This window comes from Streptomyces sp. col6 (assembly GCF_008042035.1).
In the GTDB taxonomy this organism is placed as follows: Bacteria; Actinomycetota; Actinomycetes; order Streptomycetales; family Streptomycetaceae; genus Streptomyces.
Map to the genome: position 1 here is coordinate 813812 of NZ_RDBL01000013.1, position 16325 is coordinate 830136.

General features: G+C 73.8%; 17 protein-coding genes. 11 read left to right on the forward strand and 6 right to left on the reverse strand.

Annotated elements, in window-relative coordinates:
- A partial coding sequence (locus EAO73_RS20300; protein ID WP_147973561.1) for an MFS transporter occupies positions 1-1207 on the forward strand: 1207 nt, incomplete at its 5' end.
- Positions 1208-1234: 27 nt separating this feature from the next.
- On the opposite strand, the gene EAO73_RS20305 is transcribed toward EAO73_RS20300, so the two are convergent.
- Positions 1235-1867 (reverse strand): TIGR03085 family metal-binding protein, encoded by a 633-nt coding sequence (locus EAO73_RS20305; protein ID WP_147972926.1) that lies wholly within the window; start codon positions 1865-1867, stop codon positions 1235-1237.
- Positions 1868-1951: 84 nt separating this feature from the next.
- On the opposite strand from EAO73_RS20305, the gene hisI reads away from it, so the two are divergent.
- The 10 genes from hisI to lgt all read left to right on the forward strand — a co-directional run bounded on the left by hisI (position 1952) and on the right by lgt (position 10638).
- Entirely contained in the window at positions 1952-2398 is a 447-nt protein-coding gene (gene hisI / locus EAO73_RS20310; protein ID WP_224756380.1) for a phosphoribosyl-AMP cyclohydrolase, read from the forward strand.
- Positions 2399-2510: 112 nt separating this feature from the next.
- Positions 2511-3995, forward strand: a complete 1485-nt coding sequence (locus tag EAO73_RS20320) for an anthranilate synthase component I (protein ID WP_147972927.1) — start codon at positions 2511-2513, stop codon at positions 3993-3995.
- Between the two features lie 133 nt (positions 3996-4128).
- Positions 4129-4767, forward strand: coding sequence for a TIGR02234 family membrane protein (locus EAO73_RS20325; protein ID WP_147972928.1), 639 nt, complete (start codon positions 4129-4131; stop codon positions 4765-4767).
- Positions 4768-4884: 117 nt separating this feature from the next.
- The gene (locus tag EAO73_RS20330; RefSeq protein WP_191134196.1) at positions 4885-5337 is read left to right on the forward strand and encodes a DUF2752 domain-containing protein; all 453 of its coding nucleotides are present in this window, start codon (positions 4885-4887) and stop codon (positions 5335-5337) included.
- Between the two features lie 127 nt (positions 5338-5464).
- Positions 5465-6274 carry an indole-3-glycerol phosphate synthase TrpC gene (gene trpC / locus EAO73_RS20335; RefSeq protein ID WP_018518730.1) on the forward strand — a complete coding sequence of 270 codons (810 nt, stop codon included), beginning with the start codon at positions 5465-5467 and terminating at the stop codon, positions 6272-6274.
- A 35-nt stretch (positions 6275-6309) separates the two neighbouring features.
- Complete coding sequence (gene trpM / locus EAO73_RS36650) at positions 6310-6501, forward strand: tryptophan biosynthesis modulator TrpM (protein WP_147973562.1); 192 nt, start codon at positions 6310-6312, stop codon at positions 6499-6501.
- Between the two features lie 100 nt (positions 6502-6601).
- Positions 6602-7888 carry a tryptophan synthase subunit beta gene (gene trpB, locus EAO73_RS20345; protein WP_147972930.1) on the forward strand — a complete coding sequence of 429 codons (1287 nt, stop codon included), beginning with the start codon at positions 6602-6604 and terminating at the stop codon, positions 7886-7888.
- Positions 7885-8697: a tryptophan synthase subunit alpha gene (gene trpA, locus EAO73_RS20350; RefSeq protein WP_147972931.1), complete on the forward strand. Its 813-nt coding sequence runs from the start codon at positions 7885-7887 to the stop codon at positions 8695-8697. The genes trpB and trpA overlap by 4 nt, the downstream gene beginning before the upstream one ends.
- A 75-nt stretch (positions 8698-8772) precedes the next feature.
- Positions 8773-9591 (forward strand): thioredoxin domain-containing protein, encoded by an 819-nt coding sequence (locus EAO73_RS20355; RefSeq protein ID WP_147972932.1) that lies wholly within the window; start codon positions 8773-8775, stop codon positions 9589-9591.
- 117 nt (positions 9592-9708) lie between these two features.
- A complete protein-coding gene (gene lgt / locus EAO73_RS20360; RefSeq protein ID WP_147972933.1) occupies positions 9709-10638 on the forward strand; it encodes a prolipoprotein diacylglyceryl transferase in 930 nt (309 codons plus the stop codon).
- 193 nt (positions 10639-10831) lie between these two features.
- On the opposite strand, the gene EAO73_RS20365 is transcribed toward lgt, so the two are convergent.
- Genes EAO73_RS20365 through EAO73_RS20385 form a run of 5 tightly spaced genes read right to left on the reverse strand, consistent with a single transcriptional unit; the run spans position 10832 to position 16278 of the window.
- Positions 10832-11647, reverse strand: a complete 816-nt coding sequence (locus EAO73_RS20365) for an HpcH/HpaI aldolase/citrate lyase family protein (protein WP_147972934.1) — start codon at positions 11645-11647, stop codon at positions 10832-10834.
- Positions 11644-12843: a CaiB/BaiF CoA transferase family protein gene (locus tag EAO73_RS20370; RefSeq protein ID WP_147972935.1), complete on the reverse strand. Its 1200-nt coding sequence runs from the start codon at positions 12841-12843 to the stop codon at positions 11644-11646. Before EAO73_RS20370 ends, EAO73_RS20365 begins: the two co-directional genes overlap by 4 nt.
- A complete protein-coding gene (gene rbsK / locus EAO73_RS20375) occupies positions 12840-13724 on the reverse strand; it encodes a ribokinase (RefSeq protein ID WP_147972936.1) in 885 nt (294 codons plus the stop codon). Before rbsK ends, EAO73_RS20370 begins: the two co-directional genes overlap by 4 nt.
- Complete coding sequence (locus EAO73_RS20380) at positions 13721-15100, reverse strand: ADP-ribosylglycohydrolase family protein (RefSeq protein WP_147972937.1); 1380 nt, start codon at positions 15098-15100, stop codon at positions 13721-13723. The genes rbsK and EAO73_RS20380 overlap by 4 nt, the downstream gene beginning before the upstream one ends.
- Positions 15097-16278: an ADP-ribosylglycohydrolase family protein gene (locus EAO73_RS20385; protein ID WP_412075085.1), complete on the reverse strand. Its 1182-nt coding sequence runs from the start codon at positions 16276-16278 to the stop codon at positions 15097-15099. The genes EAO73_RS20380 and EAO73_RS20385 overlap by 4 nt, the downstream gene beginning before the upstream one ends.
- Positions 16279-16325 lie beyond the last annotated feature (47 nt).

Consider the following 16325-nt stretch of genomic DNA (forward strand, 5'->3'; position numbering starts at 1 on the left):
CCCCGCCCACCGCGACGGCAACGTCCTGCGCTGGCTCGGCGCGTACACCGCGTCCATGATCGGCGACAGCGTCTACTACATGGCCCTCGCCTGGGCGGCCGCCCGCACCGGCAGCGCCTCGCAGACCGGACTGGTGCTCGCCGCCGGCTCCATACCCCGGGCGGTGCTCCTGCTCGGCGGGGGAGTGCTCGCCGACCGGTTCGGTCCGCGCCGCGTGGTCGTCGCGAGTGACACCGCCCGCTGCCTGGTGATCATCGGCCTGGCCGGGACGCTCCTGCTCACCTCGCCCACGGTGTGGATGCTGATCGCCGTCGCGCTCGTCTTCGGCGCGGTCGACGCCCTTTTCCTGCCCGCCGTAGGCGCTCTGCCGCCCCGGATCACCGCCGCTTCCCAGCTCGCCCGCGTCCAGGGCATGCGCGGCCTCGCCGCCCGTACCGCCAACGTCGTCGGCGCCCCGCTCGGCGGCGTCGCCGTCGCCCTCGGCGGCCCGGTCCTCGCCTTCGCCGGGGCCGGTCTCCTCTTCGCCGTCTCGCTCCCGCTCCTGCTGGCCGTACGGCTGCGCCCGCTGCCCGCACCGCGGACCGCCGAGCCCACCGGCAGCGCCTGGCACGAACTGGCCGACGGGCTGCGCCACATCCGCCGCCACCCGCTGCTCGGGCCCCTGATGCTCGTCGTCGCCGTCAGCGAACTCGGCTTCGTCGGCCCCCTCAACCTCGGCCTGATCCTGCTCAGCGACGAACGCGGCTGGGGCGCCTCCGGCATGGGCTGGGTGGTCGCCGCCTTCGGCACCGGTGCGGGCGCGTCCGCCCTCCTCCTGGCCGTACGCGGCCGGATGCCGCGGGCCGGACTGGTCATGTGCCTGACCGTCCTGGTCGGCGCGTGCGCCATCGGCGCCCTGGCCTTCGTGCCCTCCGTGCCGCTCGCCGCGGCCGTCGCGGTCCTCGTCGGACTCTTCGCCGGCCTCGGCGGCTCGCTGTGCGGCGCGCTGATCCAGACCGTCACCGAGCCCGCCTACCTGGGCCGGGTCACCTCGGTCTCCACGCTCTTCACGCACGCCCTCGCGCCGCTCAGCTACCCCGTCACGGGCGCCGCCGTCGCGCTCTGGGGCACCGGCCCGGTCTTCGCCGCCAGCGCCGCCCTGTGCATGGCCGGCGCGGTCCTCGGCCTCGTCATCGCCCCGCTCCGCCGAGCGGAACTCCCGCACTGAGCGCGGAGCGGGGCGTACGCACCCGGGCTACATGCCCAGCTTCGCCTTCGTCACCCGGCCGATCGCGTCCGGCTCGCCCTCCAGCTCCACCCGCGCCGCCTCCTGCCGCCCGAACGCGAACAGCAGCAGCTCGCCCGGCTCACCGGTCACCGTCACCACCGGCGTCCCCCGGTGCGCCACCGCGGTCTGCCCGTCCGGGCGGCGCAGCACCAGGCCCACCGGCGCCTTGCGGCCCAGCACCCTGGCCGCCTTCTCCGTCCGCGCCCACAGCACGTCGGCGAAGACCGGGTCCAGCTCCCGGGGCGTCCAGTCCGGCTGCGCCCGGCGCACGTCCTCCGTATGGATGTAGAACTCCACCGTGTTCGCCGCCTCGTCCAGCTGCTTCAGGCCGAACGGGGACATCCGGGGCGGGCCCGTACGGATGAGCTGGATCAGCTCCTCGTACGGCTTCGCGGTGAACTCCGCCATGACCCGGTCGCGCCGGGCCTTCAGCGGACCGATGAGCGTTCCGGCCGCCGCGTCGGGCCGCCGCTCCCGCACCACCACATGGGCCGCGAGATCCCGGGCCGTCCAGCCGTGGCACAGGGTCGGGGCCTGCGGACCCGCCGCCTCCAACAGGTCGGCGAGCAGAAGACGTTCGCGCTTCGCGTGGGTCGACATGTCCGCCAGCGTACGACCGCCGCACCCCGTCCGCCCAGTGGACGCACGCCCGGACACCCCGCGCCACCACGGCACAATGGGGCCATGACCAGCACGCCCACGCCCGGCACCCCCCGGCCCGCCAGCGACCTCGATCCCGCCATCGCCGCCCGCCTCAAGCGCGGCGCCGACGGGCTGGTCCCGGCCATCGCCCAGCAGTACGACACCGGCGAGGTGCTGATGCTGGGCTGGATGGACGACGAGGCGCTGCACCGCACCCTCACCACCGGCCGCTGCACCTACTGGTCGCGCAGCCGCCAGGAGTACTGGGTCAAGGGCGACACCTCGGGCCACATCCAGCTGGTCAAGTCCGTCGCCCTCGACTGCGACGCCGACACCGTCCTCGTCAAGGTCGACCAGGCCGGCGCCGCCTGCCACACCGGCGACCGCACCTGCTTCGACGCCGACGTCCTGTTTGGGGGTGTCTCGCCGGTCAGGGCCGGGGCCACGACGCCTGACACGGCACCTCGCGGCGTTGCCGAAGCGCCCTGATCGCTCCGCGATGAGGACGCTCCGGCGCCTTGCGATGCACCGCGCCAGACGCCGCGGCCTGATCCGGCCCTGACCGGCGAGACACCCCCCTCGGACAGTAAGGTCTGCCGCCATGGACCTCGACACGTTCCGCAAGCTGGCCGTCGACCGGCGCGTCATCCCCGTCACCCGCCGCCTCCTCGCGGACGGCGACACCCCCGTCGGCCTCTACCGCAAGCTCGCGGGCGAGCGCACCGGCACCTTCCTCCTCGAATCCGCGGAGAACGGCCGCACCTGGTCGCGCTACTCCTTCATCGGCGTACGCAGCGCCGCCACGCTGACCACCCGCGACGGCGAGGCCCACTGGATCGGCACCCCGCCCGTCGGCGTCCCCGTCGACGGCGACCCGCTGCACGCCCTGCGCGCCACCATCGAGGCCCTGCACACCCCGCACGACCGCGAGACCGGTCTGCCGCCCTTCACCGGCGGCATGGTCGGCTACCTCGGCTACGACATCGTGCGCCGCCTGGAGAAGATCGGCGAGAGCGGCGGCGACGACCTGAAGCTCCCCGAGCTGACCATGCTGCTCACCTCCGACCTGGCGGTCCTGGACCACTGGGACGGCAGCGTCCTGCTCATCGCCAACGCCATCAACCACAACGACCTGGCCACCGGCGTCGACGAGGCGTACACCGACGCCGTCGCCCGGCTCGACGCGATGGAGCGCGACCTGCGCCGCCCCGTCGAGAACGCCCCCGCCGCCCTGCCGCCCTCCGAGCTGCCGCCGTACACCGCGCTCTGGGGCGGCAAGGCCTACCAGGACGCCGTCGAGGACGTGAAGGAGCGCATCCGGGCCGGCGAGGCCTTCCAGGTCGTGCCCTCCCAGCGCTTCGAGACCCCGTGCACCGCGAGCGCCCTCGACGTCTACCGGGTGCTGCGCGCCACCAACCCCTCGCCGTACATGTACCTCTTCCGGTTCGACGGCTTCGACGTCGCCGGCTCCAGCCCCGAGGCCCTGGTCAAGGTCGAGGACGGCCGGGCGATGGTCCACCCGATCGCCGGGACCCGGCACCGCGGCGCCACCCCGCAGGAGGACCAGGCACTCGCCGACGAACTCCTCGCCGACCCCAAGGAGCGTGCCGAGCACCTGATGCTCGTCGACCTCGGCCGCAACGACCTGGGCCGGGTCTGCGAACCCGGCAGCGTCGAGGTCGTCGACTTCATGTCCATCGAGCGCTACTCGCACGTGATGCACATCGTGTCCACCGTCACCGGCCGGGTCGCCGAGGGCCGCACCGCCTTCGACGTGCTGACCGCCTGCTTTCCCGCCGGCACCCTCTCCGGCGCCCCCAAGCCCCGCGCCCTCCAGATCATCGAGGAGCTGGAGCCCACCCGCCGGGGCCTGTACGGCGGCTGCGTCGGCTACCTCGACTTCGCCGGGGACTCCGACACCGCCATCGCCATCCGCACCGCGCTGCTCCGCGACGGCACCGCGTACGTCCAGGCCGGCGCGGGCGTCGTCGCCGACTCCGACCCGGTCGCCGAGGACACCGAGTGCCGCAACAAGGCGGCGGCGGTCCTGCGCGCCGTCCACACCGCCAACCGGCTCGGCGGCTAGGGCTTTTCGTTTGGATCAGGGCGGATCAGGGTGCGGTGCCGGAGCCCGCGAGCCCGGCATGATCCAAACGAAAGGCCCTAGGCGTACGCCCGTGCCAGGGGCGCGGTGGGCCGTCATGGACCGGTGAGGGATAGTGGAGTACGTGAGTGCCGTCCCCGTACCCCAGCCCCGTGCCGAAGCCGCCGCCGCGCCCGACAGCGCGGGGAGCCGCCGCACCCTGGCCGCCGGTCTGCTCCTCGGGGCGGCCGGCGCGACCGTCGTCCTGCTCGCCTCCGGGCAGACCTGGGCCGAGGGCAAGGCTCCCGTCGGCGGCGGCACCCTGCCGCTGAGCGCCGACGGGCAGGACGTCACCGGACTCCCCGCCGCCCTCGCCATCGTCGGCCTGGCCGCCCTCGTCGCCGTCTTCGCCGTGCGCGGCACCGGCCGCCGCGTGGTCGCCGGACTCCTCGCGCTCAGCGGGCTCGGTGCCGCGCTGAGCGCCTTCATCGGCGCGTCCGACAGCGGCGCGCTCGACGAGAAGGCCGCGCAGACCAGCGGCGACAGCGCCGCGACCATCACCGCCCTCAGCCACACCGCCTGGCCCTACGTGACGGGCGCGGGCGGCCTGCTGATCCTGCTCGCCGGCCTCCTCGCCCTGCGCTACGGCAGCCGCTGGCCCACGATGTCCGGACGCTACGAGCGCGACGGCACCCCGCGCCCCTGGCACGGGCGTACGCCTAGGGCCTTTCGTTTGGATCATGCCGGGCTCGCGGGCTCCGGCACCGCACCCTGATCCGCCCTGATCCAAACGAAAAGCCCTAGCCGCCGAGCCGGTTGGCGGTGTGGACGGCGCGCAGGACACCCGGGCCCCACGCCCGCCGCCTTCGGCCCGCAGACCGTTCCCGGCGGTCTGCCGCCCGCCGGCGCCGGGCTGCCCCCGTACCTCCCGGCCGCCGCCGGAGGCTCCTCGCGGCTGCGCCGGATCGCCACCCCGGCCGGGGTACTGGCCGCCGTCGTCGGGGCCTTCGGCTACGTCGCCACCGTCGACCCGAACCAGCCGGGCCACTACCCCGTCTGCCCGATGCTGCGTTTCGCCGGCGTCTACTGCCCCGGCTGCGGCGGACTCCGCAGCGCCCACGCCTTCGCCCACGGCGACCTGGCCGCCGCCTTCGGCGCCAACGCCCTGGCCGTCGTCGGCTACGGGATCTTCGCCGTCCTGTGGACCGTCTGGCTGGTCCGCGAGGTCCGCGGCAAGCCCCTGCGGATCGCCCTGCGCCCCGTGCACTGGTGGGGGATCGGAGCCGTCCTGCTGATCTTCACCGTCGTCCGGAACCTGCCCTTCGGATCGGCTCTCGCCCCGTGAAGTCCCAGGTAGTGGGACACCCGGTGGCCGGATGCGGGCCCAGCGCTCTCCTGCGGATACCATCGGAGTGGCTGATCCTGTGGCCTGTTACGTTTCTTTGTCACCGCTCCGGAAGGGGGCCGCTCGCGTGAGTGTGCTCGACGAGATCATCGACGGCGTCCGCGCCGACCTCGCGGAGCGGCAGGCGCGCGTCAGCCTCGACGAGCTCAAGGAACGCGCCGCCCGCGCCCCCCGCGCCAAGGACGGCGTCGCCGCCCTGCGCGGCGAAGGCGTGACCGTCATCTGCGAGGTCAAGCGCTCCAGCCCCTCCAAGGGCGCGCTCGCCGCCATCGCCGACCCGGCCGCGCTCGCCGCGGACTACGAGGCCGGCGGGGCGTCCGTCATCTCCGTCCTCACCGAGGAACGCCGCTTCGGCGGCTCGCTGGCCGACCTGGAGGCCGTCCGCGCCAAGGTCGACATCCCGGTCCTGCGCAAGGACTTCATCGTCACCTCGTACCAGCTGTGGGAAGCCCGCGCGTACGGCGCAGACCTCGCGCTGCTGATCGTCGCCGCCCTCGAACAGGAGGCGCTGGTCTCCCTCATCGAGCGCGCCGAGTCCATTGGCCTGACGCCGCTGGTCGAGGCGCACGACGAGGAGGAGGCCGAGCGCGCCGTCGAGGCCGGGGCCCGGATCATCGGCGTCAACGCGCGCAACCTCAAGGACCTCAAGGTCGACCGCTCCACCTTCGAGCGCGTCGCCCCGGAGATCCCGGACCACATCGTCAAGGTCGCCGAGTCCGGCGTCCGCGGCCCGCACGACCTGATCGCCTACGCCAACGCCGGCGCGGACGCCGTGCTCGTCGGCGAGTCCCTGGTCACCGGCCGTGACCCGCGTACCGCCGTCGCCGACCTGGTCGCCGCCGGCGCCCACCCGGCCCTGCGCCACGGGCGAGGCTGATCCCGGCCGTGTCCCTCCTCCCGCACCCCGAGCCGATGAGCTGCGCGCTGCCCTCGTGGCACCGCGGCTGCCGGGCTCCGGCGCGCCGTGTGCGCGGCCGGCGGGTGCGGTACGTGATCGGCGCCGAGCCCGGTCAGGTCAACGGCATGCGATGGCGCACGGGGCCCGCGCCGCAGAGCGAGCCCCGGCCGCCGCACCGCCGTCCCGCCCGCGAGGGTGCGCGCTGACGTGCGGCCGAAACCGCCCCGGTCACGGACCGGGGCGGCGCTCCGCTCGTGCGGCGCAGACGGTGAGACCACCCCTGCCATCACGAGGAGCACGTTCCGTATGTCTTCCGACTTCTTCATTCCGGACCCGGAGGGTCTGATCCCCAGCGCCGAGGGCTACTTCGGCGCGTACGGCGGAAAGTTCATCCCGGAGGCGCTCGTCGCCGCCGTGGACGAGGTCGCCGTCGAGTACGAGAAGGCCAAGTCCGACCCCGCCTTCGCCGCTGAGCTCGGCGAGCTGATGGTCCACTACACCGGCCGGCCCAGCGCCCTCACCGAGGTGCCCCGCTTCGCCGAGCACGCCGGCGGTGCCCGGGTCTTCCTCAAGCGCGAGGACCTCAACCACACCGGCTCCCACAAGATCAACAACGTGCTGGGCCAGGCGCTGCTCACCCGGCGCATGGGCAAGACCCGGGTGATCGCGGAGACCGGCGCCGGCCAGCACGGCGTCGCCACCGCGACCGCCTGTGCCCTCTTCGGCCTCGACTGCACCATCTACATGGGCGAGATCGACACCCAGCGGCAGGCGCTCAACGTGGCGCGGATGCGGATCCTCGGCGCCGAGGTCATCGCCGTGAAGTCCGGCTCCCGCACCCTCAAGGACGCCATCAACGAGGCGTTCCGGGACTGGGTCGCCAACGTGGACCGCACCCACTACCTCTTCGGTACGGTCGCGGGCCCGCACCCCTTCCCGGCGATGGTCCGCGACTTCCACCGCGTCATCGGCGTGGAGGCCCGCCGGCAGATCCTGGAACAGGCCGGCCGGCTGCCGGACGCCGCCGTGGCCTGCGTCGGCGGCGGTTCCAACGCCATCGGCCTCTTCCACGCCTTCGTGCCCGACGCGGACGTCCGCCTCATCGGCTGCGAGCCCGCCGGTCACGGCGTGGAGACCGGGGAGCACGCGGCGACCCTGACCGCGGGCGAGCCCGGCATCCTGCACGGCTCGCGCAGCTACGTCCTCCAGGACGACGAGGGCCAGATCACCGAGCCGTACTCCATCTCGGCCGGGCTGGACTACCCGGGCATCGGCCCCGAGCACGCGTACCTCAAGGACGTCGGCCGCGGCGAATACCGCGCCGTCACCGACGACGCGGCCATGCAGGCCCTGCGCCTGCTCTCCCGCACCGAGGGGATCATCCCGGCCATCGAGAGCGCGCACGCGCTGGCCGGTGCCCTGGAGGTCGGCAAGGAGCTGGGCAAGGACGGGCTGATCCTGGTCAACCTGTCCGGGCGCGGCGACAAGGACATGGACACGGCGGCCCGCTACTTCGGGCTGTACGACACCGACGCGGCCGTCGAGGCCGACGCCGACGGCGGGAACGCGGAGATCGAGGGGGACGTCCAGTGAGCGGCAACATCGAACTGCTGAACACCACACTCGCCGCCGCACGGGCCGAGGACCGGGCCGCGCTGATCGCGTACCTGCCCGCCGGCTTCCCGACCGTCGACGGCGGCATCGAGGCGGTCAAGGCCGTCGTCGCGGGCGGCGCCGACGTCGTCGAGGTGGGGCTCCCGCACAGCGACCCCGTGCTCGACGGCCCGGTCATCCAGACCGCCGACGACATCGCGCTGCGCGGCGGCGTGCGGATCGCCGACGTGATGCGCACGGTGCGCGAGGCGCACGAGGCGACCGGTGCCCCGATCCTGGTCATGACCTACTGGAACCCGATCGACCGGTACGGCGTCGAGCGCTTCACCGCCGAGCTGGCCGAGGCGGGCGGGGCCGGGTGCATCCTGCCCGACCTGCCGGTCCAGGAGTCCGCGCTGTGGCGCGAGCACGCGGAGCGGAACGGCCTGGCCACCGTCTTCGTCGTCGCGCCCAGCAGCAAGGACGAGCGGATCGCCACCATCACCGAGGCGGGCTCCGGCTTCGTCTACGCCGCGTCCCTGATGGGCGTCACCGGCACCCGCGCCTCGGTCGGCGCGCAGGCCCAGGATCTGGTCCGGCGCACCCGCGCCACCACCGAGCTGCCGGTCTGCGTCGGCCTCGGCGTGTCCGACGCCGCCCAGGCCGCGGAGGTCGCCGGCTTCGCCGACGGCGTCATCGTCGGCTCGGCGTTCGTCAAGCGGATGCTGGACGCCCCCGACGAGGCGGCCGGCCTTGTGGCCGTCCGTTCGCTGGCGGCCGACCTTGCCGAAGGTGTTCGAAAGCGCTGACACCTGGGGTAACCCGAACGGGTGGACCTCGGTCCGGGGAGGCACGCGAGTGCCTCCCCGGGTCGTTTGCGCGGTGTGAGCGAGAAGAACGAACAGGGTAAGAGGGCCGCGCGAGACCGGCTGATCCAGCAGCGCGAGCAGGCGAAGGCGCGCGACCGCCGGCGCCGGACGCTGATCGTGTCCACGGCCGTGGTCGGGGTGCTGGGCCTGGCCGCCGTCGTCGGCGTGATCGCGGCGAACACCGACGGCAAGAGCGACAAGTCCAAGGCGTCCGGGCCCGCCGTGGCACCGTCCGGCGCGACCGGCAAGGACGCCCTGGCCATCAGGGTCGGCGCGGACGACGCCCCGTCCACCCTCACGATCTGGGAGGACTTCCGCTGCCCGGTCTGCGCCCAGTTCGAGAACGCGTTCCGCGACACGATCCACGAGATGGAGCGCAGCGGCCAGATCAAGGTCGACTACCACCTCGCGACGATCATCGACGGCAACATGGGCGGCAGCGGCTCCCTGAAGGCGGCCAACGCGGCGGCCTGCGCGCAGGACGCCGGCAAGTTCTCCGCCTACCACGACGTGCTGTACCGCAACCAGCCGCCGGAGACCGACGACGCCTTCGGCGACAACGACAAGCTGATCGACCTCGCCAAGAAGGTCGACGGGCTGGACACGCCCGGATTCCGCAGCTGCGTCGAGGACGGCAAGCACGACACCTGGGTGGAGAAGTCGAACAAGGCCTTCAGCGACGGCGGCTTCCAGGGCACGCCCACCGCGCTGCTCAACGGGGAGTCGATCTTCCCGAAGAAGGGTGACGAGGCGATCACCGTGGCCAACCTGAAGAAGTGGGTCGCCGAGGCCAACAAGGGCAAGAAGCCGGGCACCGCGACACCCACGCCGTAGGGCCCGGGAGCAGGCCGGAGCAGGGCCGGTCGGGGGAATCGATGACCCGCTCGTTACCCAGACGTTGCCGGGTGGGTTGCCGTACCTCCCGCCCGGCAAGGTAGCGTCGACGCTGTCATGAACCTTGCCTACATTCCCAGCCCGTCGACCGGCGTGATCGATCTCGGACCGATCCCGCTCCGCGGCTACGCGTTCTGCATCATCATCGGTGTCTTCGTCGCCGTCTGGTTCGGCAACAAGCGCTGGGTCGCCCGAGGAGGCACCGCCGGCACTGTTGCCGACATCGCCGTCTGGGCCGTGCCCTTCGGGCTTGTCGGTGGCCGGCTCTACCACGTCATCACCGACTACCAGCTGTACTTCAAGGACGGTGAGGACTGGGTCGACGCCTTCAAGATCTGGCAGGGCGGCCTCGGCATCTGGGGGGCGATCGCGCTGGGCGCGGTCGGTGCCTGGATCGGCTGCCGCCGTCGCGGGATTCCGCTGCCCGCCTGGGCCGACGCGCTCGCCCCCGGCATCGCCCTCGCCCAGGCGTGCGGCCGCTGGGGCAACTGGTTCAACCAGGAGCTGTACGGCAAGGCGACCGACGTCCCGTGGGCGCTGAAGATCAGCGAGGGCCCGAACCGGGTGGCCGGCACCTACCACCCGACCTTCCTGTACGAGTCGCTGTGGTGCGTCGGTGTGGCGCTTCTGGTGGTCTGGGCCGACCGCCGCTTCAAGCTCGGGCACGGGCGGGCGTTCGCGCTGTACGTCGCGGCGTACTGCGCGGGGCGCGCGTGGATCGAGTACATGCGTGTCGATGAGGCCCACCACATCCTGGGCCTGCGGCTGAACGTGTGGACCGCGCTGATCGTGTTCGTGCTGGCGGTGGCGTACATCGTGATCTCTGCGAAGGTACGGCCGGGGCGCGAGGAGATCGTCGAGCCGGGGGCGCCGGAGGCGCCGGAGTCCTCGGACGAGCCCAAGGGCGACGAGGCGGTTGCCGCGGACGCGGATGCGGATGCGGATGCGCCGAAGGCGGACGGGACGGCTGAGGCGGCCAAGGGCTGACGCCGCGCGCCAGCTGGGTGAGGGGCCGCCGGATTCCGGCGGCCCCTTCGCCGTCGTGGGGTGTCCTCAATCGCCGGACGGGCTTGAATGGGCTGAGCGCCGTTGAAGCGGCTCCGCCGGCTGAGGTGGGCGGTGCGGCGAATATCCAGCCCGTCCGGCGATTGAGGACAAAGCGGTCGGGCGGGGCGCCGGGTCACCGCTCCCGTTCGGCCAGGGCGAGAGTGCGTTGCGCTTGCGCAACCACCGCCGCGTCGACGAAGCGGCCGTCCGGGAGGGCCTGCGCCCCCGCCTGCTCGCGGGCCGCTTCGACGATCTCCCAGGCAGCCTCAACCTCCTGCGGCGTCGGGCGGAAGGCGCGTTCGATCACCGGGAGCTGGCGGGGATGGATCGCCGCCCGGCCCAGGAACCCCAGCGCCCGGCCGTGGGCGCAGGAGGACCAGAGGCCGTCCAGGTCCCGGACGTCCGCGAACACCGACTGCGTGGGCGGCGCCAGGCCGGCCGCGCGGGCGGCGACCACCACCCGGCTGCGCGACCAGTCGAGCCCCGCGTCCTCCCGTACGCCCAGATCTGCGCGGAGGTCCGCCTCGCCCAGGGCGATGGCGCGGACCTGGGGGTGTGCGGAGGCAACCGAGTACGCGTGCTCGATGCCGAGGGCCGACTCCAGCAGCGGGCAGAGGGCGGCCCCGGGGGCCAGCGCCGCGATGTGGTGCACGGACGCGGCATGGGTGATCTTCGGCAGCCGCAGCCCGCCGAGCCCCGGCAGCCCGGCCAGGGCCAGGACGTCCGCCTCGTCGTTGACCCGGACATGGACCGGCGGCGCCGTGGCGGACGGCGGGTCGGCCAGCAGCTCCGCCGTCGCCGAGCGGGCGTACTCCTTGCGGTCGGGGGCGACCGCGTCCTCCAGGTCGACGATCACCACGTCCGCCCCCGAGGCGGAAGCCTTGCGGACAACGTCGGGCCGGTCGCCGGGCACGTACAGCAGGGTGAGGGGGGCCGCCGCCGCGTTCACAGCACCCGCTCCGCCCGCAGCGCCGAGATCTCGGGCCCGCTCAGCCCCAGCTCGGTGAGGATCTCCTCGGTGTCGGCCCCGTGCGGGCGGCCCGCCCAGCGGATCGCCCCCGGGGTCCGGGAGAGGCGGAAGAGGACGTTCTGCATCCGCAGCGGGCCCAGCTCCGGATCGTCGACCTCGGTGACCGAGTCCAGCGCGCGGTACTGCGGGTCCTCCATCACGTCCCGGACGTCATGGATGGGCGCGATCGCGGCCTCCGCCTTCTCGAACGCGGACAGCGCCTCCTCCCGGGAGTGCCGCGCGATCCAGTGGCCGACGGCCTCGTCCAGCTCGTCGCTGTGCTCGGCGCGGGTGGCGCCGGAGGCGAACCACGGCTCGTCGATCAGCTCCGCCCGCCCGACCAGCCGCATCACCCGCTCCGCGACGGACTGCGCGGAGGTGGAGACCGCCACCCACTGCCCGTCCGAGGTGCGGTAGGTGTTGCGCGGGGCGTTGTTCCGCGACCGGTTCCCGGTGCGCGGCTGTACGTATCCCAGCTGGTCGTACCAGAGGGGCTGCGGGCCGAGCACGGTCAGGATCGGTTCGATGATCGCCATGTCGACGACCTGGCCCTCCCCGGTGCGGTCCCGGCCGGCCAGCGCCGCCATCACCGCGTACGCCGTGGCGAGCGCGGCGATGGAGTCGGCCAGTCCGAACGGCGGCAGGGTCGGCGGCCCGTCCGGCTCCCCGGTGATCGCCGCGAAGCCGCTCATCGCCTCGGCGAGCGTCCCGAAGCCGGGCCGGTGGGAGTACGGGCCGAACTGGCCGAAGCCCGTGACGCGCACCAGCACGAGCCGGGGGTTGACCGCGTGCAGCTCATCGGGCCCCAGCCCCCACCGCTCCAGCGTGCCCGGCCGGAAGTTCTCGATGACCACATCGGTGTCCGCCGCGAGCCGCAGCAGCAGATCGCGGCCCTCCGGCGCGGACAGGTCGAGCGTCAGATTGCGCTTGTTGCGGCCGAGGAGCTTCCACCACAGACCGATGCCGTCCTTGGCGGGCCCGTGTCCCCGGGAGGGGTCGGGGCGCGTCGGATGCTCGACCTTGATCACCTCGGCGCCGAAGTCGCCCAGCATCGTCGCGCAGAGCGGGCCCGCGAAGAGCGTGGCGAGATCGACGACCCGCAGTCCGGTCAGCGGCGGCGCCGCGGGGGCGCTCACGCGGCGTCGATTTCGCTGCGGTACGGCATGGAGACCGAGGCGCCCGGTTTCTGTACGCAGAGCGCGGCGGCGGCCGAGGCCCAGGCGACGGCCTGCGGGATCGGCCGCCCCTCGCCGAGCGCCACGGCCAGCGTGCCGACGAAGGTGTCCCCGGCGCCGGTGGTGTCGACGGCGGTGACGTCCGGGGCGGGGAAGTGGATGGTGCGGCTGCCCCGGGCCGCGTACAGGCAGCCCTTCGAGCCGAGCGTGATGAGCACCGCCGGGACCCGGCCGAGCAGGATCTCGGCCGCCGCGTGCGGGTCGTCGTAGCCGGACAGCTCCGCCGCCTCGTGCTCGTTGGGGATCAGCAGGTCGACGTGGTCGAGGAGTTCGGAAGGCAGCTCCTGGACGGGGGAGGGGGTGAGGAGGGTACGTACGCCCTGGGCGTGGGCGGCGCGGGCGCCCTCGGTCACGGCGGACAGCGGCAGCTCGAGCTGGAGCAGCAGCAGGTCGGCCTCGGCGATGGCCGCGATCTCGCCGGGTCCGAGCGCGGTGACGGTGCCGTTGGCGCCGGGGATGACCACGATCGCGTTGGAGCCCTTGGCGTCGACCACGATGTGCGCGGTGCCGCTGGAGCCCTCGGCGGTGTGCAGCAGATCGGTGTCGACGCCGGAGTGCTCCAGGTTCTCCCGCATCCGTACGCCGTACTCGTCGTCGCCGACCGCGCCGATCATCATCACGTCACCGCCCGCGCGGGCGGCGGCGACGGCCTGGTTGGCGCCCTTGCCGCCGGGGATGGTGCGGAACTCCCGTCCGGTGACGGTCCGTCCGCGTTCCGGGGCCCGGTCGACGTAGGCCACTAGATCCATATTGGTGCTGCCGAGCACCGCGATCCTGGTCATGGGCGGAGTGCCTCCTCATGGGTGAGCCGGTGGGTCAGGGCCGCCAGCGTGTCGAAGCCGGCCCCGTCGAAGCCGGGGACGGACGTGGCGAGCCGGTTCTTCAGCGGGGTGGTCCACCGCTCGGGCAGCGCGTCCGGCCGCCCGGCGAGCAGCCCGGCGAGCGAACCGGCGGTCGCGCCGTTGGAGTCGGTGTCCCAGCCGCCGGAGACCGCCTTGCAGACGGAGCCGGTGAAGTCGCCGTCGGCGTGGGTGAGGGCGGCGGCGAGCAGGGCCGCGTTGGGCAGCACATGCACCCAGTGATACCTGCCGTACGCCGCGTGCAACCGGTCGACGACCGTATCGAAGTCCCGCTCCTCGCGGGCCGCGGCGATGCCGTCCCGTACCGCTCGGGCGTACCGCGAGCGCGGCGGCACCACCCGCAGGCCGGTGGCCAGGCAGCCGTGCACGTCGGTCTCGCCCGCAGCGGCCTCGGCCAGCGCCGCCGCCGTGAACATCGCGCCGTAGACGCCGTTCCCGGTGTGGGTGAGGACCGCGTCGCGGTACGCCTGCTCCGCCGCGCCCGCCGGGTCGCCGGGCCGGGTCCAGCCGTGTACGTCGGCCCGGATCTGCGCGCCGATCCACTCCCGGAACGGGTTGCGGTACCGGGCGGTGTCCGGTGGCTCGATGCCGTCGAGCAGGTTGCGGTACGCGATCCGCTCGGCGGTGAACGTACGACCCGCCGGCAGCTCGTCCAGCCACAGCCGGGCCAGGTCCGCGGTGGTGAAGGAGGTGCCGTGGCGCTGGAGCAGCAGCAGGGCGAGCAACGGGTGGTTGAGGTCGTCGTCCTCGGGCATCCCGTCGATGTTCTCGGCCAGCGAGGTGGCCGCGGAGCGCCGGTTCCACGGATAGGTGGCGGCCAGCGGAGCGGGCAGGCCCCGGGCGGTGAACCAGGTGTCCAGCGGCCAGTTGCCGGTGGCGCGGGCCAGGGCGCGGATGCCTTCCAGCGGCAGCTTTTCGACCGGTTTGCCCAGCAGGCAGCCGGCGGCGCGGCCCAGCCAGGCCGCGTGCAGCCGCTCCCGGCCGGCCGCCGGGCCGCTCCGGGCGTGCGGCCACTGCGGGCAGGCGGCCCGGATCGCGTCCAGGCCCTCCGGTTCGTCGCCGGCCAGCGGGGATTCCAGCAGGGCGAGTTCGTCCAGCAGCCGTTCGGCGACGGCGCGGAGTCCGGGCGGGGCACCGGGATCGGAGGCGCCGGCGCGCTCCGGGGCGGGGGAGCCGCCGGCCTCGTACCACCGGCGTGCGAGGGCGCGTGCGTCGCGGCCGTCCTCGTCGGCCTGCCGCAGCTCGTGGCCCACCAGGTCCTCCGGCTGCACCCAGGTCACACGCACCGCCGTGGTCACGACGTGCCCGCCAGCGTCGCGAAGGCGGCCTCGTGGGCGCGGCGCAGGGCGGTGTCCCGGGCGAACACCTCGCGGGCGACCTCCACCAGGGTCCGGGCCGGGGCGCGCAGATCGAGGCGGCTGGCCTCCGCGACCGTCGCGGCCCAGTCGGCGGGGACGGCCCGCTCGCCGTGCAGGGCGCCCGCGAGCGCGCCGCTCATGGTGGCGATCGAGTCGCAGTCGCGCCCGTAGTTGACCGAGCCGAGGACCGCCTGCCGGTAGTCCCCGCCGGCCACGAGCAGCATGCCGAGCGCGACGGGCAGTTCCTCGATGGCGTGCAGCCGGGACGGGCGGCGGGCGCCGAGCGAGGGGGCGCGGTAGTCGGGGCCGACGGTGTCGAAGGGGGCGACGGCTTCGCGGAGCGGGACGAGCGCGGACTCGAAGTCCTGGTGGCGGGCGGCCGTTTCGCACACGGCCTCGATGGCGGAGCGGGTGCCGTCCTTGGCGAGCGACAGGCACGCGTCGACGACCGAGGCGGGCGTCGCCCCGGGTGCGCAGGCGGCGGCGACCCCCGCCGCGAAGACGCCCGCCGCCTCCCTGCCGTAACTCGACTGATGGGCGCCCGCGACGTCGATCGCCTCGGCGTACGCCGCCCGCGGATGGGCGGCGTTCACCAGACCGACCGGGGCCATGTACATCGCGGCCCCGCAGTTGACGATGTTTCCGGAGCCCGCCTCGCGCGGGTCGACGTGGCCGTAGTGCAGCCGGGCGACGATCCACTTCTCCGCGAGGAAGACCCGCTGGAGCGGCAGCGCCTCCGCCTCCAGCTCCGGAATCCAGCGCGGCTCGCCGATCATCTCCGGTACGAGGTGGTCGGCGACCGCGTACGCGTCGAGGTGGCCGCGCACCTTCCCGTACACCCGGACCAGCGCGTGGGTCATCAGGGTGTCGTCGGTGACGTGCCCATCTCCCTTGTGGTACGGGGCGATCGGGCGGGCGGTGCGCCAGTCGTCGCCGTCCCAGGGGCCGACGATCCCGGTGATCCGGCCGCCGTGGCGCGCCGTGATCTGCTCCGGGTGGCGGCCCTCGACCGGGCCGCCGAGTGCGTCGCCGACCGCGGCGCCGACGAGGGCGCCCGCGATCCGGTCATCGAGCGTGGGCGTCGTGGCTGTCGTGGGGGAGGGRGAKGGGCACGTCACCGACGACACCCTGATGACCCACGCGCTGGTCCGGGTGTACGGGAAGG